20 protein-coding genes are annotated in these 22,334 nt (G+C 65.8%); 7 read left to right on the top strand and 13 right to left on the bottom strand.

Annotated elements, in window-relative coordinates:
- Positions 1-8: 8 nt before the first annotated feature.
- The 8 genes from GTP90_RS05005 to GTP90_RS04975 all read right to left on the bottom strand — a co-directional run bounded on the left by GTP90_RS05005 (position 9) and on the right by GTP90_RS04975 (position 6,958).
- Positions 9-506 (bottom strand): TPM domain-containing protein, encoded by a 498-nt coding sequence (locus tag GTP90_RS05005; RefSeq protein ID WP_161082458.1) that lies wholly within the window; start codon positions 504-506, stop codon positions 9-11.
- A 2-nt stretch (positions 507-508) separates the two neighbouring features.
- Complete coding sequence (locus GTP90_RS05000) at positions 509-1,351, bottom strand: TPM domain-containing protein (RefSeq protein WP_254451732.1); 843 nt, start codon at positions 1,349-1,351, stop codon at positions 509-511.
- Positions 1,352-1,376: 25 nt separating this feature from the next.
- The gene (locus GTP90_RS04995; protein ID WP_161082456.1) at positions 1,377-1,991 is read right to left on the bottom strand and encodes a LemA family protein; all 615 of its coding nucleotides are present in this window, start codon (positions 1,989-1,991) and stop codon (positions 1,377-1,379) included.
- A gap of 75 nt (positions 1,992-2,066) precedes the next feature.
- Entirely contained in the window at positions 2,067-2,138 is a 72-nt protein-coding gene (locus GTP90_RS36810; protein ID WP_254451736.1) for a hypothetical protein, read from the bottom strand.
- A gap of 217 nt (positions 2,139-2,355) precedes the next feature.
- On the bottom strand, positions 2,356-3,654 hold the full coding sequence (locus GTP90_RS04990) for an MFS transporter (protein ID WP_161082455.1): 1,299 nt from the start codon (positions 3,652-3,654) through the stop codon (positions 2,356-2,358).
- A gap of 56 nt (positions 3,655-3,710) precedes the next feature.
- Positions 3,711-4,478 (bottom strand): substrate-binding domain-containing protein, encoded by a 768-nt coding sequence (locus tag GTP90_RS04985; RefSeq protein WP_161082454.1) that lies wholly within the window; start codon positions 4,476-4,478, stop codon positions 3,711-3,713.
- A 106-nt stretch (positions 4,479-4,584) separates the two neighbouring features.
- Complete coding sequence (locus GTP90_RS04980; RefSeq protein WP_161082453.1) at positions 4,585-5,487, bottom strand: LysR family transcriptional regulator; 903 nt, start codon at positions 5,485-5,487, stop codon at positions 4,585-4,587.
- An 88-nt stretch (positions 5,488-5,575) separates the two neighbouring features.
- Positions 5,576-6,958, bottom strand: coding sequence for an efflux transporter outer membrane subunit (locus GTP90_RS04975; RefSeq protein WP_161082452.1), 1,383 nt, complete (start codon positions 6,956-6,958; stop codon positions 5,576-5,578).
- An 81-nt stretch (positions 6,959-7,039) separates the two neighbouring features.
- On the opposite strand from GTP90_RS04975, the gene GTP90_RS04970 reads away from it, so the two are divergent.
- The 5 genes from GTP90_RS04970 (at position 7,040) to GTP90_RS04950 (ending at position 13,932) form a co-directional block, all read left to right on the top strand.
- A complete protein-coding gene (locus GTP90_RS04970) occupies positions 7,040-7,609 on the top strand; it encodes a TetR/AcrR family transcriptional regulator (RefSeq protein WP_161082451.1) in 570 nt (189 codons plus the stop codon).
- A gap of 36 nt (positions 7,610-7,645) precedes the next feature.
- Complete coding sequence (locus GTP90_RS04965; protein ID WP_161082450.1) at positions 7,646-8,734, top strand: efflux RND transporter periplasmic adaptor subunit; 1,089 nt, start codon at positions 7,646-7,648, stop codon at positions 8,732-8,734.
- Positions 8,731-11,841, top strand: a complete 3,111-nt coding sequence (locus GTP90_RS04960) for an efflux RND transporter permease subunit (RefSeq protein ID WP_161082449.1) — start codon at positions 8,731-8,733, stop codon at positions 11,839-11,841. The genes GTP90_RS04965 and GTP90_RS04960 overlap by 4 nt, the downstream gene beginning before the upstream one ends.
- Positions 11,842-11,911: 70 nt before the next feature.
- Entirely contained in the window at positions 11,912-12,799 is an 888-nt protein-coding gene (locus GTP90_RS04955) for a DUF535 family protein (RefSeq protein WP_161082448.1), read from the top strand.
- Positions 12,800-12,831: 32 nt separating this feature from the next.
- Positions 12,832-13,932 carry a GGDEF domain-containing protein gene (locus GTP90_RS04950; protein ID WP_161082447.1) on the top strand — a complete coding sequence of 367 codons (1,101 nt, stop codon included), beginning with the start codon at positions 12,832-12,834 and terminating at the stop codon, positions 13,930-13,932.
- A gap of 15 nt (positions 13,933-13,947) precedes the next feature.
- On the opposite strand, the gene GTP90_RS04945 is transcribed toward GTP90_RS04950, so the two are convergent.
- The 3 genes from GTP90_RS04945 to GTP90_RS04935 form a co-directional block, all read right to left on the bottom strand.
- Positions 13,948-15,723, bottom strand: coding sequence for an AI-2E family transporter (locus GTP90_RS04945; protein ID WP_161082446.1), 1,776 nt, complete (start codon positions 15,721-15,723; stop codon positions 13,948-13,950).
- A gap of 82 nt (positions 15,724-15,805) precedes the next feature.
- The gene (locus GTP90_RS04940) at positions 15,806-16,456 is read right to left on the bottom strand and encodes a hypothetical protein (protein WP_161082445.1); all 651 of its coding nucleotides are present in this window, start codon (positions 16,454-16,456) and stop codon (positions 15,806-15,808) included.
- Between the two features lie 124 nt (positions 16,457-16,580).
- Entirely contained in the window at positions 16,581-17,561 is a 981-nt protein-coding gene (locus GTP90_RS04935; protein ID WP_254451731.1) for an AraC family transcriptional regulator, read from the bottom strand.
- Positions 17,562-17,709: 148 nt separating this feature from the next.
- On the opposite strand from GTP90_RS04935, the gene GTP90_RS04930 reads away from it, so the two are divergent.
- Entirely contained in the window at positions 17,710-19,203 is a 1,494-nt protein-coding gene (locus GTP90_RS04930) for a flavin-containing monooxygenase (RefSeq protein ID WP_161082443.1), read from the top strand.
- Positions 19,200-20,093 carry an alpha/beta hydrolase gene (locus tag GTP90_RS04925; RefSeq protein ID WP_161082442.1) on the top strand — a complete coding sequence of 298 codons (894 nt, stop codon included), beginning with the start codon at positions 19,200-19,202 and terminating at the stop codon, positions 20,091-20,093. The genes GTP90_RS04930 and GTP90_RS04925 overlap by 4 nt, the downstream gene beginning before the upstream one ends.
- Here GTP90_RS04925 and GTP90_RS04920 read toward each other — a convergent pair.
- Entirely contained in the window at positions 20,090-20,755 is a 666-nt protein-coding gene (locus tag GTP90_RS04920) for a TetR/AcrR family transcriptional regulator (protein ID WP_161082441.1), read from the bottom strand. The genes GTP90_RS04925 and GTP90_RS04920 overlap by 4 nt on opposite strands.
- Positions 20,745-22,319, bottom strand: a complete 1,575-nt coding sequence (locus GTP90_RS04915; protein ID WP_161082440.1) for a methyl-accepting chemotaxis protein — start codon at positions 22,317-22,319, stop codon at positions 20,745-20,747. The genes GTP90_RS04920 and GTP90_RS04915 overlap by 11 nt, the downstream gene beginning before the upstream one ends.
- Positions 22,320-22,334 lie beyond the last annotated feature (15 nt).

Here is a 22,334-nt window from a genome sequence, read left to right as displayed (position 1 = left end):
CGACCGCCTCACAGCAAGGTTACGTCGTTGGGCAATTCGTCCGGATTGCCCTCCTTCGCTGGCAGGCAGGCGACCAATTCGCAGGAGACGGCGGCGATGCCGCCGAGCGCTCCCGCCTCGAACCGGCCGGCCGCGAAATCGGCCTGCATGGTCTGCGCGATCGCATCCCATGTGGCGCCGCCGACGCGCGCGTGGATGCCCCGGTCCGCAAGGATTTCAATGGCGTGGTCGGCCAGCAGAACGTAGATGAGCACGCCGCTGTTGTGCTCCGTGTCCCATACCCGTAGTTCGGAAAAGAGTTCGACCGCGCGTTCACGCGGCGTGACATCGTGCCACAGCTGGGCCGGATGCAATGCCGCCTCGATGGCAAACCGGATTTCTCCCAGATGAGCAGTCTCGGACTCGGCGATGGCAGCCTTGATCGCAGCCAGGCCCCGGGCCGTGAAATAGCGCCTGGCCGTGCGCTGGCTGGTCAGCAGGTGTCTTGCCGTGCGTGCGAAGTCCATCGTTACCACCTTCCTGACGCGCCACCGCCGCCAAATCCACCACCGCCCCCGCCCCAGCCACCACCTCCCCCGCCACCACCCCAGCCGCCACGGCCGTGGCCGCTGCCGAGGTACATGCCGGCCAGGCGCGAACCGCCGGCCAGCGTGAACACGAAGCCGAGCATGCCGGCGATCAATCCAATCACCGCCGCGCCCGCGAGCAGCCAGGCGGCAAGGCCGATGATGCCACCGGCGGCCACGGCGCCGGGTACACGGCCAAGCACCGCCCGCAGGATCCCGCCAAGCACCAGCGCGGCGATCAGGGCGACCGGCAGCCATTGCCGCAACCCCGGGAGCTCATCGGGCCGGCGCTCCCACTCAGCGGCCGGCAACGCCTCGCCGTCGACCACTTTGATGATGCTGGCGGTACCGGCGGCTATCCCGCCATAAAAATCGTTTTGCCGGAAGCGCGGCACGATAACCTCGTCAATGATGCGTTTGGCCGTTGCATCGTTGAGCGCCCCCTCCAGCCCATACCCGACCTCGATGCGCAAGGCGCGATCGTCTTTGGCCACCACCAGGATGGCGCCGTCGTCTATCTTCTTGCGTCCGATCTTCCATTGTTCGGCCACCCGTATCGCGTATGCCTCGATCGACTCGGGCTTGGTCGTTGGAACGATCAGCACGGCCACCTGGCTCCCCTTGCGCTGCTCGAACGCGCGCAGATCGGCCTCCAGGCCACTGCGCTGGTCGGCGCTCAGGGTGGCCGTGAGGTCCGTGACCGGCGAGTTTAACGGCGGCACCTTCACCAGCGCATCCTGGGCGAATGCCAGACTGCCCAGCACGCACAGGGCCGCGACAACCATCCAAGGGAGCCGGGGGAAGCTCATCTCACTTGGCCGGCGCCGGCTTCGCTGGCGCGTCGAAGGAGACGGCGGGCGCCGTGCTGACCGCTTTCTCGTTCTCCACCGTAAAGTTGGGCTTGAGCTCAAAGCCGAACATCCTGGCCGTCAGGTTGCTGGGAAAGGAACGCACCGTCACGTTGTAGTTCTGCACCGACTCGATGTAGCGCTTGCGTGCCACCGTGATGCGGTTCTCGGTACCCTCGAGCTGCGCCTGCAGATCGCGGAAACCGGCGTCGGCCTTGAGCTGCGGATAGTTTTCACTCACCGCCAGCAGGCGCGACAGCGCGCCCGACAACGCGCCCTGGGCCTGCTGGAACTTGGCGAACGCGGCGGGATCGGCCAGCACGGCGGGCGTCACCTGGATCGAGCTTGCTTGCGCCCGGGCCTGGGTGACTTCGGTCAGCACGCTCTGTTCGTGGGCGGCATAGCCCTTGACCGTATTGACCAGGTTGGGCACCAGGTCGGCGCGCCGCTGGTACTGGTTCACCACTTCGGACCAGCTGGCCTTGACCTGTTCATCGCTTGCCTGCAGGGTGTTGTAGCCGCAGCCGCTGAGCGAGAGCGTCAGCGTTGCCAGCAGAAGAATGAGAAGTTTTCGCACATTAGCTCCAGAGGATGATGTTGACAAGTCACCGCAGGCGCAAGGCGTTGCCGATGACGGACGCCGAACTCAGGCTCATCGCCGGCGCCGCCACCATCGGCTGCCGCAGCAGCTTCCCGGATGATCCCGGCGTATCTCCGGATGCATCGGGCAGGTGTAGAGCGAAATCATGGCTCTCGGCTCTTGAGTTTTATTGAGGCAGGGTCACTGTAGTCCAACGCCTCCCCCAAGAACCTTGATCTGCATCAAAGCCGCGCCAGATGACGTCCATCCTGGCCGCCGGCGGCGCGGCGTTCTGCTGCGTGGCCACGTCCATGCGAATGATCGCCTTGTTGACCTCCTCGATGCCCGCGCCCTGCTCGATCTAGTGCGCAGGCGCAAGCACGGCCTGCCGCATATCGTGGCGCCGGTACAGCATCCAGGTCGCGAACAGGCTGCACCCCGCCGCCGCCGTCATCCACAGTCCCGGCGCGCCCCTGTCGCCGCTGGCTTCGATCAGCGCGGTGGCGATGGCCGGGGTGAAGCCGCCGAACAGCGCCGTGGCCAGGCTGTAGGCCAGCGAGAAGCCCGCCGTGCGCACCTCCACCGGCATCACTTCGGTCAGCGCCACCACCATCGCGCCGTTGTAGCTGGCGTACAGGAAGGACAGCCACAACTCCACCGCCAGCATCCGGCCGAAGCTCGGGTCGGCCACCAGCCAGCGCATGGCCGGATAGGCGGTGACGATGGTCAGCAAGGCAAAGGTCAGCAGCAGCGGGCGGCGGCCCACGCGGTCGGACAGGGAGCCCATCAGCGGCAGCCAGATGAAGTTGGACAGGCCCACGCACAGCGTCACGATCAGGCTGTCGCCGGTGCTCAGCTTGAGCACGGTCTTGCCGAAGGTCGGCGTGTAGACGGTGATCAGGTAGAACGAGACCGTGGTCAGCGCCACCAGCATCATGCCGGACACCACCAGGCCCCAGTTGTCCAGCATCGAGCGCAGGATGGCGCGCAAGGTCGGACGATGGGTGCGGCGCTGGAACTCCTCGGTCTCCTGCAGCGAACGGCGGATCGCGAACAGCACCGGCACGATCATGCAGCCGATGAAGAACGGAATGCGCCAGCCCCAGGCGCCCATCTGCGCCGGCGTGAAGCACAGGTTCAGGCCGTAGCCCAGCGCCGCCGCCGCGATGATCGCGACCTGCTGGCTGGCCGACTGCCAGCTGACATAGAAGCCCTTGCGGCCCGGCGTGGCCATCTCCGCCAGATACACCGACACGCCGCCAAGCTCGGCGCCGGCGGAAAAGCCCTGCAGCAAGCGGCCGATCAGCACCAGCGCCGGCGCCAGCGCGCCGATGCTGGCGTAGCCGGGCACGCAGGCGATCAGCACCGTGCCCAGCGCCATCAGCGCCAGGGTGGCGATCAGGCCCTGGCGGCGGCCGACGCGGTCGACGTAGGCGCCCAGCACGATCGCGCCCAGCGGGCGCATCAGGAAGCCGGCGCCAAAGGTCATCAGCGTCATCATCAGTGACGCGACCTCGTTATCGGACGGGAAAAACGCCTTGGCGATGGCCGTCGCGTAAAACCCGAACAGGAAGAAATCGAACATTTCCATGAAATTGCCGCTGGTAACGCGCAGCACCATGCCGACGCGGGATTGCGTCCTGGTTGAAGTGGCAGTCATTGTGGTCTCGCTTGGCCGCGCATCGGCGGCATCAGGGGTGGAAAAACGTGGGGAACTCAGTTGTTCGGCAAGGGATCGAGGCCGCTGGCGGCCACCGCGTCACGCGCCTCCGGCCCGGCCAGGAAACGCAGCAGCTTGCGGGCGGCCTCGGGATGGCGCGCCTGCACCGGAATGCCGGCCGCGAAGCGGGTCACGCTTTGCAGCGGCTCCGGGATGCGGGCGACGAAGGTGGCGCCGCGCACCGGCAGGATCTCGCTGACCTGCTGGAAGCCCAGTTCGTACTTGCCCTCGGCCACCTGGATGGCGACCGGGGTCTTCTGCACCATGTGGGCCTTGGGTTTGACGGCCGCCTCGATATCGAGTTTCTTCAGCAGTTCGCGTTCGATGTAGGCCCCGCTGGCACTGTCGGAATAGGCGATCGACCCGGCGCCGAGCAAGGTCGCCTTGAACGCCTCGACGGTCGAGATATCGGGCAGCGCATGGCCGGCGCGCACCACCATGCCGATGCGGGAGTCGGCCAGCTCGGTGCGGCTGGCGGGATCGACCTTCCCCTGCGCGATCAACTGGTCGAGCGCGTAGCCCACCATGATGACGACATCGGCCGGTTCGCCGCGCGCCAGGCGATTGGGTATCGCCTCCGGCGACTTGCCCATCGACGGCCCCCAGGCGGTGGCCAGCGTGTCGCCGCTGGCGGCCTCGTAGCGCGGCTTGAGCGCCAGATAGGCCGCCGTGTAGCCGCCGGAATTCATTATGTCCAGTTGTTCGGCGGAGGCCGCCGGAATGGCGAACGCCAGCACGGCCGCGCACACGATAGAGGTCTGCATGAGTATCTCCTGTTTTACGATCAGATTTTTGTCTGGTCATTATCAGGAGGGTCATAGCGAAAGTAAAATGCATACTTTCTTCGTATTGATACCCTGAAAGCATCAATCAAGCGGTCAGCGCCGCCTTCAGTTCCTCATACAACTGCTGGGCCGCCGGCGAGAACACCCGGCCGGAACGGCGGATAATGCCCAGCGTGCGCTCGATGCCCGGCGCGGTCAGCGGCACGGCGCGCAGCATCGCGCCGGTGGCGCCGGCCGGCATCGACAGCTGGGGCACGACGGCGGCCCCCAGCCCCGCGCGCACCATCTCCAGCAGGGTCGACACGTGGCGCACCTCGATGAACGAGGCCGGCCGCTGTTCGGCCGGCGCCATCGCCTGGTCCAGCAGCAGGCGGTTGCCGCTGGACTTGGCCACGGTCATGTACGGATGCTTGCCGATATCGTCCCAGCTGACCGAACGGCGCCGCGCCAGCGGGTGGTCCGCCAGGCAGGCCAGCACGAAGCGTTCCTTGAGGATGGCTTCGAAATCGATCCCCGGCTCGCCCGCGCCGAGAAAGTTGACGCCGAAATCGGCCTCGCCGCGCGCGACGATGTTCAACACCTCGTGCGCGCCCTCGTCGGCCACCCGCACGCGCACGCGCGGCAGCGCCACATGAAAGCGCTGCAGGATGGGCGGCAGGAAGTGATGCGCCACCGATGGCACGCAGGCCACGGTCACCTGCCCCGAATGGGTCCGCGACAGGTCGCTGATCTGGTGCAGCGAGCGCTCGACGCCGTCGAGTATCTCCTGCGCCTGCACGAAGAACTCGCGGCCCATCAAGGTCAGCGACACGCGCCGGGTGCTGCGCTCGAACAGTTTGACGTTCAACGCTTCTTCCAGCTTGGCGATGCGGCGCGACAGCGCCGGCTGCGACAGGTGCAAGGCCGTCGCGGCGGCACGAAAGCCGCCCTGCTCCACCACCGCCACCATCGCCTGCAAATCGCTCAGGTCGAAACGCAACTGGTTCATGTATGTGCTCTCCCGTGTGGACGCCGGCCGGGCCACGCCTTGCCATGCGCGCGCCGTCAGCGCGGCGCCATTGTACTATCGGGGCGCATCACAACGGGCCCGCGAAGGCCCGCCGCAATCCCACTGCCGCCTCCCATCGCGCGCCGACCGCTTGCGCGAGCGCATCGCGCGACTGCACATGCACGCGGCGCGCGTCCAGCACCGCGCCCATGTCGACCGTCCCAGCTTCGTACAGCCGTGCCGTGTGTTGCACGGCAGTGCCGGCAGCAGCGTCCGCGCGCCGCCACTCTTGCAGCGCGCTGCCGGACGCCGACCATTGGCTCAGGCGCGACTCGACATCGACCAATGCGCCGAGCATGGCCTTCTCGTACTCTGCCATCGCCTCGGCCACGCGCGCGTCCTGCACGGCGATATTGGCTCGGATGCGGCCGCCGTCGAGGATCGGCATGCTGAGCGACACGCCATAACCGACCGCCAGTTGCGGCGCCACCGCGGCCCCCTGCTCCGCCAGGCGTTCCCGCGAGGCGGACCAGCCGATCTGCAGGCTGGGATAGACATCGCGGCGCGCCACGCCGGCCCGCGCCAATGCCGCATCCAAAGCGCGGGCCTGGCGCTGCACATCGGGCCGCCGTTCCAGCAACTCACCGGGCAGCAGCGTCGCCGGCGCTCCCGGCACCTCCGCTGGCAAGACAGCCGCACCGAGGGCCGGCGCCTGGCTGCTTCCGAGCAGTAGCGACAGCTGGCGCAAGCGAACCTGATGCTGGCCATCGATCTGCGCCAGCGCGGCGCGTTCCTGTGCCAGTTCGCTATCCCAGCGCTGCATATCCAGCGAGGTCGCCATGCCGGCCCGGAATTTGCGCGACGACACTTCAACCTGGCGCTGGGCGACTTCGATCGCCTCGCGGCGCAGCGCCTGGCGATGCTCGATCGTGCGCAATTCGAAGTAGGCCGTCGCGACATCCGCCGCCAGCGCGATCCGTGCGGCTTGCCAGCCACGGCGCACACTCTCCGCATCCGCCCGGGCCGCGGAAACGCCCTGGGCGCCGCGGCCGAACAGGTCGACCTCCCAGCCAGCGCGCAGGCCCAGCGCGGTACGCTCCATCTTCGGGCTGCCTGCGCCATCGCGTCCACGCTGCGCCCCGGCGCTGGCGTCCAAACGGGGACGGCGCTCGGCCACTGCCCCATCGACCAGCGCGCGGGACTGTTCCAGCCGGGCGGCGGCAATTTTCAAATCCTGGTTGTTCACCAGCGCCGACACCACCAGCGCATCGAGCACCGGATCGCCAAACGCCTGCCACCAGGCGGCGGACACCGCGCCGTCGGCAGGCGGAACAGCACCTGCCCACTGTGCCGGGATCTCTACATCCGTCGCTTTCTGCGCGATCTTCGGCGCAATTTCAGGTGCCATGCCGGCACACCCGCACAACGCCGCCACAGCGGCAAGCAGAGGAAGGGAATTAAGAATCTTCATTGACACACCTTTTCAATTGACAGCAGTTTTTCAAAACTATACTATACGTAAAGTAAAGAATCAAATGAAAAGGAAAACCCCATGACCTCCACGGAAAAACGACCCGGCCGCACCAGCAAGCGCGACCAATTACTGGATGCCGCCGCCGCTGTTGTCGGCAAACACGGCGTCCAACAATTAACGATCGATGCCGTCGCCCTGGCCGCGAATGTCACCAAGGCTGGCCTGATCTATCACTTCAAGACCCGTGACGATCTGCTCGCCGCCCTCGTGGAGCGCATGGTCAACGAATACGACGTGCTGGCCCGCCCGCAAGAGCACCAGGCTGCGGACGGTCCGACCATCAAATCGGCGCTGAGCCAGATGTCCCGCGAGACATTCGAGATGCCCCCGGAGCAGCGCCGGCTGCTGACCAATTTGCTCGCCGCCGTATCGTCGCATCCGCAACTGATCGCGCCAGTACAAGGCCTTTACGCACGCAGCTATGGCTGGCTGGGCCAAAGCGGCGAACAGGCCGACCAGGCGCTGCTCCTGGCTGCGGCACTGGACGGCATCGCCTTGCTCGAATTGCTCAACCTGCACCAATTTACCCCTCAGCAGCGCGATGCGATGCGCGCCGCCCTGGACAGCGCTATCCGCGCCCTGCCATGAACCGAAACACCATCGCATTTATAAGGAAGATCCCCCATGCGTACCCGTTCCCTCTGCGCGCTCAGCGCCGCCCTGCTGATGGCGGCCTGCGCCAGGCACGCTCCCCCGGCTGCCACTCCCCCAAAACCGGTCAAAATTGAAGTTGCCGGCGATAGCGCCAGCCAACAAGCCGACAGCTTTGTCGGAACCCTGCGCGCCCGCCAGCGCACCGATCTGAGCTTCGAAACCGCCGGCCGTCTCACCCTGATCAAAGCCGATGTCGGCGATCAGGTGCGCGCGGGCCAGGTCCTGGCGCAACTCGATCCAGCCCCGGCGCGCTGGCGGCTCGACAAGGCGGTGGCCGAGCGCGACGCGGCCCACGCCACGCTGGCCGAGCGCCAGACCTGGCTGCACCAGCAACAGGCCCTGGCCCGCGACGGTGTCATTTCCCCGGCGGCGTTGCAAGCGGCGCAAGCGTCGCATCAACTGGCCGCAAGCCAGCAAGCCGCCGCCGAAGCGGCTCTCGCCACTGCGCGCCGTGACCTGGAACTGACCCGCATCACCGCGCCGTTCGACGGCCAGGTGGTGGCACGCTCGGCACAGCCCTTTGTCGATGTCGGCCAAGGCCAAACCATCTTGCAGCTGGAGTCGGGGAACGCGCTGGAACTGGTCGCCCAGCTTCCCGATGCGGCGATCGCCCACTTGAAGCCCGGGATGGCGGCGCAAGCCCGCAGCGGCAATGATCGTTTAGCCGTCAAGTTGGAACGCCTCTCCGGCCGCAGCGACAATGGTTCGCTGGTACAAGCCATCTTCCGTGTCGAGCAGGCGCCCGCAGGCATACGCAGCGGTGCCGCCGTGGCGCTGGAACTGCCACGCCAGGGCACGCCAACCCTGACGCTGCCCGCGAGCGCCATCATCGCCGCCAATGACGCCAAGGGCGCCAGCGTGTACCTCGTCAGGGACGGCAGCGTGCAGCGCCGCCCGGTCGGCACCGACGGCCGCCTTCTGCCCGAAGGGCGCGTCGCCATCACCAGTGGCGTCAGCATCGGCGACCAGGTGGTGGTCGCCGGCACCGCGTTCCTGAGCGAAGGCCAGGCGGTGGTCGCGCACCGGTCGCAGACCTTGCTGCAAGGAGCCCAACAGTGAAGCTCACCTCCTCCGCGCTGAATTCAAGCCGGCTGACTTTCTTTGTCGCGCTGCTGATCCTGGTCACCGGCGCCTTTGCCTTCCTCACCTTTCCCTCCCAGGAAGAGCCATCCGTGACCATGCGCGAAGGCGTGATCCTGGTGGCCAATCCCGGCCTGCCGGCCGAGCGCATGGAGCAACTGGTCGCGCGCCCGCTGGAGGAACGCCTGCGCCAGCTAAGCGAACTCAAGGCCGTCACCAGTACCGTGCGCGCCGGCAGCGTGCTGGTGCAAGTGAGCCTGCGCGAAGACGTGCGCGATCTCGTGCCGGTCTGGCAACGCATGCGCTCCAAGGTGGACGAGGCCGTTCCCTACTTCCCTTCCGGCACGCTGCCGCCGCAGGTGGACGATGACTTTGGCCGCGTCGCCATTGCCTCGATTGCCGTCACGGCGCCGGGGTTCTCGATGAGCGAAATGCGCGCGCCGCTCAAACAGCTGCGTGAAGGCTTGCTGCGCGTGCCAGGCGTGCAAGGCGTCAGCTTCCACGGCCTGCAGGAGGAACGCGTGTACATCGAATTCGACCGCGCCCGCATGGCGGCCCTGGGCCTATCGAGCGGCAGCGTCCTGCAGCAATTGCAGCAGCAAAACGTGGTGCAGTCCGGCGGCCAGGCCGTCATTGCCGGGATCAACAGCGCGGTCGTGGCATCGGGTGAAATCCGCTCGCTGCCCGCGCTCAAGGCATTCCTGCTCAGCGTGCCGGGCGCGGACAAGTCCGCCGCAACGGCCAGCGTGCGCCTGGGTGACATCGCCCAGGTTCAGCTGCGGAAGGCCGATCCCGTCGAAAGCGCCGCCATCTTGCGCGGCCAGGATGCGGTGGTGCTGGGCGTCGCGATGCGCCGCGGCCAGAACATCAAGGCCGTGGGCAAGGCGCTGCAGGAGCGCGTGGACGAACTGGAACACCAGCTGCCCGCCGGCTTTACGCTGGACTATGTGACCTTCCAGCCCGATGTGGTGGCCGCCGAAATGGGCCACATGAACCAGGTGATGCTGGAAACGGTCATCATCGTGATGATCGTGGTGGTGCTGTTCCTCGGCTGGCGCGCCGGCGTCGTGGTGGGCAGCATCGTGCCGCTCACCATCCTCGCCACCTTGCTGGTCATGCGTGCCATCGGCATCGAATTGCACATTGTCTCCATGGCCGCCATCATCATCGCCCTCGGCCTGCTGGTCGACAACGGCATCGTCATCGTGGAAGACGTCGAGCGCCGCCTGGCCGCGGGGGAAGACCGCCGCCACGCCTGCATCGAGGCGGGCCGCACGCTCGCCATTCCGCTGTTGGCCTCCTCGCTGGTGATCATCTTCGCGTTCTCACCCTTCTTCTTCGGTAACACCTCCACCAGCGAGTACCTGCGTCCGCTGGTCGTGGTGCTGACGCTGTGCCTGCTCGGTTCCTGGGTGTTGTGCCTGACCGTCACCCCACTGCTGTGCTACCACTTCCTGCAGGCAGGGCATGCCCATGACGAGGCGCCCAAGCAAAGCCGCTTCTACGCCGCCTACGCGCGCACCATCCGCCGCGTGCTCGACCATAAAGGCATTTTCCTTGCCGGGATGTGTGCCGTGTTGGCGATCGCCCTGACGGTGCTGGGCAGCCGCCCAGCCGGCTTCCTGCCGCCCTCGGACCGTCCCCAGTTCCAGGTCGAGCTTGAACTCCAGCCCGGAAGCGACTCGCGCCGCACCCAGGACGTGGTGCGCGACTTGAGCCGCTGGCTCGGCGACCGCAGCGCCAATCCCGAGGTCACCACCAGCATTGGTTATGTGGCCGAAGGCGGTCCGCGCGTGGTGCTGGTGCTGAACCCGCCACTGCCCGCCTCGAATATTGGCTACTTCACCGTCACCGTTGCCGATCCAAACAAGCTTGCCGAGGCCATGGCCCGTACCCAGGACTGGATGACCGCGCATCACCCGGACGTGCGCGTTGACGCCAAGCGCTTCTCGCGCACGTCCAACGACGCGGGCGCGGTGGCCTATCGCATTTCGGGCGGCGATGAAGCCGTGCTGCGCAAGATCGGCCAGCAGGTGCAAGACGCCCTGCGCCCCTTGCCCGGGCTGGTGCAGGTCAAGGACAACTGGGGTCCACGCCTGTCGCGCGTGGATATCGAGGTCGACCAGAACAAGGCCCGCCGCCTCGGCATCAGCAGCGAGGAAATTGCCAGTGCGCTGGCCACCCGCAACAGCGGCGCCGCGGTCTCCGTGCTGCGCGATGGCGACACGCTGGTGCCCCTGGTCGTACGCGGCAGCCAGGCCGAGCGCATCACGCCGGAAGACATGGCCCAGACCCTGGTCCAGCCAGCAAGCGGAGGCGCCGCCGTGCCCCTGTCGGCGGTGGCCAGTGTCAGCCTGGGCACGGAACCGTCGACGATCCGCCGCCGCAACCTGGAACGTACGCTGACCGTCAGCGCGCGCAACACGCAGGGCACGGCCCAGCAAGCGGTCGACCTGGCCGCGCCGGCCATCGCCCGTATCGCACTGCCGCCCGGCTACCGCATTGAGATCGGCGCCGAGCTGGAGGAAGCGGCCGAATCGAACTCCTCGCTCGGCAAATATCTGCCGGGGGCCGTCGTGGCGATGCTGATACTGTTCATCTGGCAGTTCGGCTCATTCCGCAAGCTGGCCCTGATTGTCGGAATCATCCCGTTCGCCATGATTGGTACCGGCCCCGCACTGGTGATTGCCGGAGAGCCGCTCGGCTTCATGGCCAACTTCGGCCTGCTGTCGCTGGCCGGGATTATCGTCAACAACGCGGTGCTGCTGCTCGAGCGCATCGAAGTGGAGCTGGCCGCTGGCCTGCCCATGCGTGAAGCCGTGGTGGCCGCCGCCGTTGCGCGGCTGCGGCCTATCATCATGACCAAACTGACTTGCATCGCAGGCCTGATCCCGCTGCTGCTGTTCGCGGGCACCCTGTGGACCGGCATGGCCGTCACCATCATGGGCGGCCTGCTGCTGGGGACGCTGATCACCCTGGGCCTGGTGCCGGTCCTCTACGAATTGCTGTTCAACGGCCGCATCGCCGGCTGGGCCGCCCGCCTCGTTGGTACGCCGCGCAAGCCGGAATACCCGCCCGCGGCCTGACACACGCCTCCCCCTTGGCAAGCACCGGGCTCCGGCCCGGCGCTTGCCTTTTTTTATCCCATGCACAAAAATGTCAACCCAGATTACCATCCGATCCGCTGTCGCCGACCTGTCGGGCTTGCGGCGGGTGCGCGAATTGCTCAAGCTGGCACTGCGCGCCATCGGCAACTGGAGCACCAGCAGCGCCTGGTTCCTGTTGCTCAACTCCCAACCACTGCTGCGCGAGCTTGCCCGTGTCAAGCCGCGGCTGATTTACAAGGTCTACCGCCCTTACCTGAGCCAGGCGCTGCCCCCAAGGCAGCGCCTGGCCGCCCTGCGCGACCATTACTGCTTTGTGTTTGCCAGCGGCCTGGGACCACTGACCTTGCGCGCCGCACGCGTGCCCGCGACCCTGGCCACCACCACGGGAAAATCCGGCGGCCGCTTCCAGCTCGCGCTGGCCGCCGTCGATCCGATGGAGCGCGAAGGCGAACTCGTACTGCAGCTACTGCACGAGAACATGGTCGTCAGCAGTTGTGCCTTCTCCTTCATCGCCGGAGACCGGGGCATGCTGCTGGCCATCGGCTGCGTGCAGGGACCGAAAGGGGCGAACGGACTGCATCTGGTCCGCGAAGCCACCCGCGAGCTGCACGGCTTGCGCCCCAAGAATTTGCTGGTACGCCTGCTTGGCCATCTGGCCCATCAGCACCATTGCGTGGGCCTGCGCATGGTGGGCAACCAAAACCGCGTCGTGAAAGCCGCCCTGCGACAAGGCAAGGTGCATGCCGATTATGACGAGCTGTGGCAGGAACTGCATGCCAGCCGCCGCGCCGATGGCGACTTCGACCTGGCGTGCCAGGAGATCGGCGCGCCCTGCCTCGATGCGATCCCGTCGAAAAAGCGGGCCGAAATGCGCCGGCGTCATGCCCTGCTGGACGGGTTTGCGAAGACATTCTGCCACGCTGTTGAATTGAGGTAAGATCATGCAAGGAGAACACTTGAGGAAGCGGCATGACAGACGCGACGGAAATCCTCCGGCACAACCGGGACAGCGAATACCTGCAACGAAAATTCCTCGCCTACCGTCCCCAGACTTGCCTGATCATTCTGCTCACCGCGGTCATGGGTGTCAGCGGATGGATGATCGATTTCAACATCGATCCGCAAACCGCGCCCGGCCTGATCTGGATGCGGCTATGTTACGTCTGGCTGCTCATCCCCGCCTGGTTCATCTGGCGCACCGACAGCCATCGGCGGGCGGCGCTGTATGCCTTGATCGCCCTGGTGCTGGCGCAACTGCACGATATCGCGATCCTGCGGCTGCTGAGTGGCGGGTTATCGACCGCCATCATGAGTTTTGTGTTCTATCCACTGGTGGTGGCCTTGCTCTTCCTGGGATTCTCACTGTTCGTCAACTGGACAGCGCTGGCGCTGGTCACGCTGAGCCCATTCCTGCTCGCGTCGACAGGCTGGCTGAACCCATTTCCTGACAAGCTGTACGGCCTGATCATCTGGCCCACGTCGATCTTCCTGGCCTGCAATTGCGTGGCGTTTGCCATGGGCTACCACCGGCGCTACCTGCTCGAGCGGGCGCTGGAAGATGCGTCCAACACGGATCCAATGACGGGCGTGGCCAACCGGCGGCATTTCCAGTACCTGCTCCAGCGTGAAACTTCGCGCCTGCTGCGGCTGTCCCAGCCGTGCGCGCTGCTGATGCTGGACATCGACCATTTCAAACGCATCAACGACAACCACGGACACCCGACCGGGGACCGGGCGATCAAGGCGCTGGCCGACGCCTGCACCCTCAACGCGCGCGACGTCGACGAGGTGGCGCGCCTGGGCGGCGAGGAATTCGCCATCATCATGCCCGGCACCACCACCGAGGGCGCGGCCCATCTGGCCGAGCGCATCCGTGCTTACGTCGAGGCGATGCACTTTGCCAGCGACGACGGTGAAGCGATCCGCTGGACCGTCAGCATCGGCATTGCCAGCCTTGACCACAGCGCGCAAGCCAGCGCGGAACTGCTGGGAGAGCAACTCATCGCCCGCGCGGACGCCGCCCTGTATGAAGCGAAACACGCAGGGCGCAATTGCGTGCGGCCGTGCTGACTGGCCGATGTTCCTTCAACCCGGAGGCCGTGGCGCCACGAACGCCAGCGCCTCTTCAAAACTTTGCAGCACCAGATCCACCTGTGCGGCCACCAGCGATTGCTCCACCTTGACGTCCTGGCGCGGGCGAACGGTTGCCAGGGGGACGTCCGGCAGCGCGGAGCGTAGTTCGGCCACCGCGGCGGTCCAGGCATCAAGGCTGCTCTCCACCGGATAGGACACGAACACCGTGGAAATCAGCTGGTCCGCGCCCGGGTCGTCGTCCTGCCCCGCGCCGGGATTGATTACATAGCTGCGCGCGTCCAGGCCCGCCTCGCGAAACACCAGCACCAGCAGTTCGCTCACGAACTCTTCACGCATGGCGGGCAGCGCCGTCGACAGGATGACTGACCGCGCGGGAACGTCCAGCGACCCTTGCCAGCGCCCCAGCCTTTCCTCGCGCCGGTGGCGCAGATGAGCGCCGATATTCTCATTCAACAGGGACACCCTGCGTCCACGGCCACTGCCCTTGGCCTGCCCGGCAGCCAGCGTATCGGCGACCATGGCGACGGTGGCGCGAAACTGATCCACCTGTCTGCTGAGCAGGCCCGAGCTGGCCAGCGCCATGCCGGGCAACAGCACCTTGTCGCAATAGCGCGCCAGCGTCGCCTTGCGCAGGAAGACGCGGGCGTCGTCAATGATGGCGTCGGCCTCGCCGCTCAGCACCCGGTGGTGGAAGCGCTGCGCCGCATCGGCATGCGGCGCCTCGGCAAACAGGATGCTCAAGGGCTCCAGGCTCTTGATATAGCGGCCGGCGACCACAATACACAGCGTCAACGGCGTCGACAGCAGCAGGCCCAGCGGCCCCCAGATCGCGCCCCAGAACAAGGCGGACACGATCACCGCCAAGGGCGACATGCCGACACTTTGCCCATAGACCCGCGGCTCGATCACATGGGCAACCAGCAATTCCAGCATCAGGAACAGCACCATGGCATAGACTGCCAGTGTCCATCCCGGATCCACCGCCGCCGCAAACAACGCAATGGACGCGCCCGCAATCAGCGCGCCGATGTAGGGGACGAAGCGCAGCGCCGCGCATAAACTGCCCCACAGCGCGGCGTGGGGAATCCCGATCAGCCAGAGCGCCAGGCCGATGACCACGCCAAACGTCAGGTTCAGCACCAGCTGGGTGAAGAAGAACCGCGACACGCCTTCCGCCGCATCCTCCAGCCCCTGGATCGTGCGGCTGACGTCGCGTTGCCCGACCAGGCGCAACAGCCGGTCGCGCAGGTTTTCCCGGTCCAGCAAGATGAAGATCAGCAGCACCAGCACCAGGAACGCTTCGCCCAAGGGCCCGGACACCACGCCGATCGCCTTGGCAATCGCGTCCCGGGTGCTGGTGCGTTCACGTATCTCGACGGGCAAGGGACGCGGCCCCGCTTCCGGCGCGGCCGCCGCAGGTGCGCTGTCCATCAGGGTCGGCGCCAGGCGTGCCAGCGGATGCTGCACCATCTTTTCCAGCCGCTTGGTCTTGGCGCGGATCTCGGCACTGTATTGCGGCAAGTCGGACGACAAGGCCATCACGTTGGCGCCGAGCACGGCCATGGCGCCGACAAAGGCCACGATCACCAGCCCCAGCGCGGCAAAGGTGGCATTCACGCGCGACAATCCCACCCGGCCCATGGCGCGTATCAACGGCGCCAACGCCAGACTGAGCACAAGTGCGGTCACGATGGGCTGCATGACACTCTGGGAAAAATACAGGATGCCGAGTACGCACGCCGCCGTCACGGCAAAGTTAACTTTCATAATCTCTCCGCTCAATAAAAAAACCCAGCAGCTTCCAGGCCGCTGGGTGAAGTCCATCCGGAGACTGGATGGCGGAGACCCATTAACTGAGAGTTTGCGGCCTGCTTTGGGTGCGCTCCAAGGCGCAGTATGCATGATACATAGCAACACCCAACAAAGACCAGGCCAGCAAGGCGAAGGTGTAGAAAATCACGTGGTCGTCGTCGCCCGGGATATGGTAAAAGTCGTAGATGCTCGCGATAGCCTGTGCAAACGCCATGGCCAGGATGACGCCCAGTGCCTGGACCTTCTCTCCCGCGCGCACCAGCCTGACGGCAAAGTACACCAGGAACAGCGAGAACGCCGACCACAGCGCCAAATAGAGATAGGGTTTGGGTTCCTTCATGAAGTCGCCGGCCCAGACGACCACGGTCACCACCAGGCCCAGCGCAAACAGCAGCACGTCGACGAAAGTGGAAGGCTTGAACCGGTGCGTCGCCGCCATCAAGCCGGCGATGCCAATGACCGGTATCCCGAAACTCCGGGAGAACGCATCGCAAAACAGCGATACGTTCATGTACATCGGTATTTCAGTCAAGGCATTCACCAGCAGGTTGGTCGCCGAGAACGTCACAACCAGCAACTCTCCCCCGAGCAGGATATTGCCCTTCTTGAGGAACTTGATGCCGTAGATGAGAGATGTCGCGATCAGCACGAGATCGGCAAAACAGTAGAGGTAATATTTCAATTCCATGGCAGGTTTTTTGGGCCGTTGCTAAAGTAGGTACATCCTACCAAATTTAGGACAACAAACCAAATATAGAAAATAAAAAAACGGCAGGAATGGCCTGCCGTTTCATTTCCACCACAAAACCGGATCAGGCATCGTCGGACGGGACGGCCTTTTCCGCGCGCAGTTCCAACGGCGTCGCGCCAAACCAGAGACGGCAGGCACGCGTCAACGCCGACTGCGCAGGGAAGCCCAGCATCAGGGATATCTGTCCGACCGCCATGCGGGTGCCACGCAAGTATTCCAGCGCGAGCTGCTTGCGCACTTCATCCTTGATTTCCCCGAAGCTGGTGCCCTCTTCCTCCAGCCTGCGCTGCAGGGTGCGCGGATGCAGCGCAAGCAAGGCGGCGATATTGGGCTTGTCGCAGTCCGATGTCCCGAGCGTGCGCCGCAACGCCAGCCGCACCCGCTCCGACGCGCTTTGCTCGGCAACCCCGAAGTTGCGGAAAATGTAGTCTTCCGCCATCAGGTGAAACGACGCGTTGGCGCCCTGCACATGGGCGTCAAAGGTCCTGCGCGAAATGAACAGCGTGGCCACGCCAGGCTCCTCCAACAGACGGGCGCCAAAGAAGCGCTCGTAAGCAGCGCGGCTGACGATGGGCGGATGCGACAGCGAGACCGCGCAAAGCTCATAGTCCGCCCCGGCGAAAAGGCGCAGGAAGTTGTGGGCATCCGCAAGACACAAGTCGCTGTTCTGGTGCGCGACAACCTGGCCCGGCAGACGAATTTCCACGGAAACGGCCACCGTATTGGCCAACGGCGACGAGCGCTCATCGACCGACACAACGATGCCCGGGCTCTGGACGAACAGATAGCGAATCACATCACGGAGTGCATCACGTACCGTCGGCGCGTTGCGAATGACCAGACTCAGCGGCCCCAGTACGTCGATACTTTGATGGGAAGACATGCGCAGCCCGAAGTCGCCCAGGCCGGTCAGTTCCGCGCTGGCCTCCAGCAGATGCGTGGCGGCCCGCAGCGAGATCAGGGCATCGTCCTGGCTCAGCGCCGCTTCGTCTATGTGACAGCGGCGCAGCAGTGGCGCGGGATCGTAACCAAGCTCGCGCATGAGCGCCTGATATCCATGCAATCCCCTTGCGCGTAAGTTTGGTTTCATGTCCTAAAATGTAAAAAAATAGTCTCGCCGTGTCAAGCAACTTTTCCCTCCGCTCGCTACAGTCGGCATTCCCAACCTATAAATAAAGTGGAGATAGTCCATGACACCCGAATTTGACGTATTGATCATTGGCGCAGGCCTGTCCGGCATCGGCATGGCCTGCCACCTGTCCAAGGAATGCCCCCGCAAGCGCGTAGCGATTCTTGAACGGCGGCAGGCCATCGGCGGCACTTGGGACCTGTTCCGCTACCCCGGCATCCGCTCGGACTCCGACATGGTCACCTTCGGCTATTCCTTCCGGCCCTGGGGTGAGCACAAGGTGCTGGCCGACGGCCCCTCGATTCGCCAGTACATCGAAGACACGGCGCGCGAACACGGCGTGGACCGCCTGATCCGATACGGCACGAAGATCGAAGGGGCGAGCTGGTCCACCGAGCAGCGTTGCTGGACGGTTGCCGCGCACGATGAAACCACCGGCGAAAAGCTCACCTTCACCTGCAAGCAGCTGGTCTCGTGTACCGGCTACTACAACCACGACCAGGGCTTCCGGCCCAAGTTTCCCGGTGAAGAACAATACAAGGGCCAGCTCGTCCATCCCCAGCAGTGGCCGGAGGAGCTCGACTATCGCGGCAAGCGCATTGTCGTCATCGGCAGCGGCGCCACCGCCGTCACGCTGATTCCCGCCATGGCCGGCCAGGCGGGCCATATCACGATGCTGCAACGCTCGCCTAGCTATGTGATGACGGTGCCCGGCTGGGACAAGCCTGCCGCCTTCCTCAGCTACTTCCTGCCGCGGAGCTGGGTCTACGGCCTCGCGCGCTGGCGCAACCTGCGCCTGCAGCAGCTGATTTACAAGGCGGCCCGGCGCTGGCCGCGCCAGGTCCGCTCCTGGCTGCTGAACCACGTGCAAAAGCAGGTCGGACCGCACGTCGACATGCAGCACTTCACTCCCAGGTACAACCCATGGGACGAGCGCCTGTGCGCCGTGCCGGATGGCGACCTGTTCCGTGTGATCCGCGAAGGCAAGGCCTCGGTGGTCACCGATCAGATCAAGACCTTCACGGAAAACGGCATCCTGCTGAAGTCCGGCAAACTCCTGGAAGCCGACATCATCATCACCGCCACCGGCCTGGAACTGCAATCGCTGGGCGGCATGGTCCTGACGGTGGACGGGCAAAAGGTCGAACCGAGCAAGCACCTCACCTACAAGGGCGTGCTGCTGCAGGACATTCCGAATTTCGCCTACCTGTTCGGCTACACCAACGCGCCCTGGACCTTGAAGGTCGAGATGTCGGCGGACTATCTGTGCCGCCTGTGGCGGCACATGGACGCCGTGGGCAGCGACATGATGACGCCGCGCGCCCCCGCTGATGAAAAGCTGGAGGAATCCGTCCTGGGCTCGATGCAATCGGGCTACGTCCAGCGCGGACAGCATCTGCTGCCACGCCAAGGCCGTTCGCTGCCGTGGCGTGTGGTGAACAACCTGAAGGCCGACCGCACCATGTTGCTGCACGATCCAGTCGCAGACGCCACGCTGGAACTGCGCGGCCCCGCCCCATCCGACGCTGTCCCCCTGCCGCGTCGTGCAGCATGAACCCGCACAGCATCGAATCCCCTTTCGACAGCGAGGGCGACCTGTGCGCCGGGACGCTGCTGCTCCCGGCGCAGGTGTCGCGCCCGCCCGTGGTGGTCATGGCCAACGGCTTCGGCGGAACCCGTGCCGCCGCCTTGCCCGACATCGCCCGGCATTTCGTGGCGGACGGCTACGCGGTCTACCTGTTCGACTACCGTAACTTCGGCGACAGCGGAGGACAACCGCGGCACTGGGTCAGCCCGCGCCGGCACCTGGCCGACTGGAAGGCGGCGGTCCGGCACGTCCGCCACCTGCCGGACGTGGATCACGACAAGATCGTTCTATGGGGTACCTCGTTTTCCGGCGGCCACGTGATTGAAACCGCCGCGCGCGACCCCGGCATCCGCACCGTGATCGCCCAGGTGCCCCACGTCAGCGGCGTGGCCAGCGTGCTGCAGGCGCCGCTGCACATCAGCTTTTGCCTGATGCTGGCTGCGCTGCGCGACCAGCTGGGCCGTGCCTTTGGCCGACCGCATTACAGCCGCATTGTCGGCCGTCCCGGTGAAGTGGCGGCCCTGTGCAGCGCGGAATGCTGGGACGGCTATGCACGCCTGATTCCTCCGGGAGACAGCTGGGAGAACAAGGTGCTGTCCCGCATTTTCCTGGAACTGCCTTTCTACAGCCCTGGCCGGTCGGCAAGGAAGGTGAAGGCGGCCACCCTGATCATTGCCGGCAAACGCGACTCGGTCACCCCGGCCGCCGCCGCCCGGCGCGCCGCCAGGCGCATCGCGAACTGCGAATTCCACCTGGTCGACGGCAATCACTTCGAGCTGCACCTTGCCAGCGAAGCCGTCTGCCGGCAAAGCATCGCGCTGCAACTGGCGTTCCTGAAAAGACAGCTCGCGCCCTAATCTGTCAGCAACCCCATCCACGAATGGGCGATGGCGCCTTGATGGTCCGCAGCGTGGCGCCGCTCGGCACGCGCTCCGGCCGCACTAAGCATCGACCGGAAGCGCGCCACCGCGCGGCGCACGGCGTCGGCGTTGTTGAAGAACCTGATCTCATGGTGCAGGACGACGATCAGGCCATAGATATCGTCGGCCAGTTGTGTCCGATTGGTACAGGCGGACAGCTGCCGCGCCGCCATGGCGTCACTCACGCAGGCAGCCAGCCGCGCGCGCCAGGCGAGCAAGGCCTTGATCCACTTTTGCCTGGCCGGTGCAGCCACCTGCCCCGGCTCGCCGGCGCCGCCGAACGGCGGGACTTCCAGCCAGTTGCCCGCGCCGATGTGCCCGCACCAGTTGGCAAAGATGACGCGCAAGCGCGGCAGGCCAGGCGGCACCGCCAGCGCCGCGCCAAATGTCTGCCGTTCAAATCGCAGGCAATAGGCCTCGACCACCTGCAGGTGCAGCGCGTCCACCGAACCGAAGTGCGCGTAGACGCCGCTCTTGCTCATGCCAAGCTGCTCCGCCAGCACGCTGAAACTGAGCCGTTCCATCCCGTTCTTGCAAGCCTCGCTTATCGCCTGCTGCATGATCGCGGCATGGGTGCGCTCATGCTTGTCAGGCTGCATCGGGACCTTCAATCCGGGCCACCGGCTGGTGCGCGGCCGAGGCCAGCGACATCCGCGCATCGAGCCGGAACACCGCCAGCGTCTCGGTCAACTGCGCGGTCAGGTCCGACAGCGCCCCGGCAGCGGCCGATGCCTCCTCGACCAGCCCCGAATTCTGCTGCGTCATCCCGTCAATGCTGCCGATGGCCCGGCCGATCTGCTCGATGCCGCTGGCCTGGCGCTGCCCGGCTGCGCTGATGTCGCCCATGATGGTCTCCACCTTGCGGATCGAGCCGACGATCTGCCGCATCGTGCCGCCGGCCTCGTCCACCAGGGCGCTGCCCGCCGCCACTTTGGCTGCCGAATCGCCAATCAGGACCTTGATCTCCTTCGCGGCGGCCGCGCTGCGCTGCGCCAGGTTGCGCACCTCGCTGGCCACCACCGCGAAGCCGCGCCCCTGCTCGCCGGCGCGCGCGGCTTCCACCGCCGCGTTCAACGCCAGGATATTGGTCTGAAAGGCTATGCCGTCAATGACGGAAATGATGTCGACGATCTTTGCCGCCGAGGCGTTGATGGCGCCCATCGTCACAATGACGCTGTCGACCAGCTCGCCACCGCGCGTTGCCACCAGCGTCGCATCGCCCGCCAACTGGCTGGCGTCGCCGACGTGCAGGATGTTCTGTTCCACCGTGTAGGTCAGCTCGCGCATCGAGCGGTTGGTGAAGTCCACATCCCCCGCCTGCGCCTGCGTGCGGCCAGCCAGCTCGGTACTGCCGCGCGCAATGTCGGCACTGGCCGCGGCAATCGTCTCGGCCGATCCCTTGATCCCGGCCACCAGCGTGGCCAGGCGTTCGCGCATGTCGCCCAGGGCGGCCAGGACGCTGTCGCCGCAGTCGGTGCGGATCTGCATCGACAGGTCGCCGCGGGCGACGGCTTGCGCAATCGCGCGGGCGTATTCCGGCTCGCCGCCCAGTTGCCGCCATATCAGCCTGACCACCACCCAGCAGGCCAGTGCCAGTCCTGCCGCGACCAGCAGCGCGGCCGCCAGCATCGTCCACAGCACCTGTCGCACACCGTCGCCGCTGCGTTCGATCCCCGACTGGAACTGGCGTTGCGCTTCCTCCCCCGTCCGGACCAGGTCCGCCTGCAACAGCCTTTGTGCATTCTGCATCGCCGCCATCGAGGCTTGCAGATCGCCCTGGTCCAGCTTGAGCATCAACCGGGTCGCCGCAAGCGCCGGCCGGTAGTAGCCCTCGAACTCACGGTCCAGCCGGCCGGCGGCGGGAGCCTGCCCATCCAGCGCGGCCAGCTTGGCGAGCCGGCCGCGGATCCTGGCCGCCTGCTCCGCGATCGCGGCAAGGCGGCCCTGCTCGCCTTCATTGACGGCATCGCGCAGGCCGTCGGTGATGCCTGCTATGTCCTGCCGGAGATCCTTGACCAGGTCCAGCAGCGGATAGTCCACCCGGGCCGTGCGGTCTATGGTCCGCAGGGCGCCGGTCGCGATCAGCGCGCTGCCGCCGACTCCGAGGCCAAGGACAAGAATGGAAATGACGGGCAGCGCCCAGATGGTACGTTTGATGCTCATGATGGTCTCGAAATA

The organism is Duganella vulcania (assembly GCF_009857655.1).
In the GTDB taxonomy this organism is placed as follows: domain Bacteria; phylum Pseudomonadota; class Gammaproteobacteria; order Burkholderiales; family Burkholderiaceae_D; genus Rugamonas; species Rugamonas vulcania.
Note: the sequence above shows the minus strand (reverse complement) of the source record. Positions and strands in the feature narration are given on the sequence as shown.

Excerpts from the sequence above, each read along its gene's own strand:
- GTP90_RS04970 (WP_161082451.1), top strand. The coding sequence starts at position 7,040 with ATGACCTCCACGGAAAAACGACCCGGCCGCACCAGCAAGCGCGACCAA.
- GTP90_RS04975 (WP_161082452.1), bottom strand. The coding sequence starts at position 6,958 with ATGAAGATTCTTAATTCCCTTCCTCTGCTTGCCGCTGTGGCGGCGTTG.
- GTP90_RS05005 (WP_161082458.1), bottom strand. The coding sequence starts at position 506 with ATGGACTTCGCACGCACGGCAAGACACCTGCTGACCAGCCAGCGCACG.
- GTP90_RS04980 (WP_161082453.1), bottom strand. The coding sequence starts at position 5,487 with ATGAACCAGTTGCGTTTCGACCTGAGCGATTTGCAGGCGATGGTGGCG.
- GTP90_RS04985 (WP_161082454.1), bottom strand. The coding sequence starts at position 4,478 with ATGCAGACCTCTATCGTGTGCGCGGCCGTGCTGGCGTTCGCCATTCCG.
- GTP90_RS04940 (WP_161082445.1), bottom strand. The coding sequence starts at position 16,456 with ATGGAATTGAAATATTACCTCTACTGTTTTGCCGATCTCGTGCTGATC.
- GTP90_RS04945 (WP_161082446.1), bottom strand. The coding sequence starts at position 15,723 with ATGAAAGTTAACTTTGCCGTGACGGCGGCGTGCGTACTCGGCATCCTG.
- GTP90_RS04965 (WP_161082450.1), top strand. The coding sequence starts at position 7,646 with ATGCGTACCCGTTCCCTCTGCGCGCTCAGCGCCGCCCTGCTGATGGCG.
- GTP90_RS04930 (WP_161082443.1), top strand. The coding sequence starts at position 17,710 with ATGACACCCGAATTTGACGTATTGATCATTGGCGCAGGCCTGTCCGGC.
- GTP90_RS04915 (WP_161082440.1), bottom strand. The coding sequence starts at position 22,319 with ATGAGCATCAAACGTACCATCTGGGCGCTGCCCGTCATTTCCATTCTT.
- GTP90_RS04925 (WP_161082442.1), top strand. The coding sequence starts at position 19,200 with ATGAACCCGCACAGCATCGAATCCCCTTTCGACAGCGAGGGCGACCTG.
- GTP90_RS04950 (WP_161082447.1), top strand. The coding sequence starts at position 12,832 with ATGACAGACGCGACGGAAATCCTCCGGCACAACCGGGACAGCGAATAC.
- GTP90_RS04990 (WP_161082455.1), bottom strand. The coding sequence starts at position 3,654 with ATGACTGCCACTTCAACCAGGACGCAATCCCGCGTCGGCATGGTGCTG.
- GTP90_RS05000 (WP_254451732.1), bottom strand. The coding sequence starts at position 1,351 with ATGGTTGTCGCGGCCCTGTGCGTGCTGGGCAGTCTGGCATTCGCCCAG.
- GTP90_RS04920 (WP_161082441.1), bottom strand. The coding sequence starts at position 20,755 with ATGCAGCCTGACAAGCATGAGCGCACCCATGCCGCGATCATGCAGCAG.
- GTP90_RS04935 (WP_254451731.1), bottom strand. The coding sequence starts at position 17,561 with ATGCGCGAGCTTGGTTACGATCCCGCGCCACTGCTGCGCCGCTGTCAC.
- GTP90_RS04955 (WP_161082448.1), top strand. The coding sequence starts at position 11,912 with ATGTCAACCCAGATTACCATCCGATCCGCTGTCGCCGACCTGTCGGGC.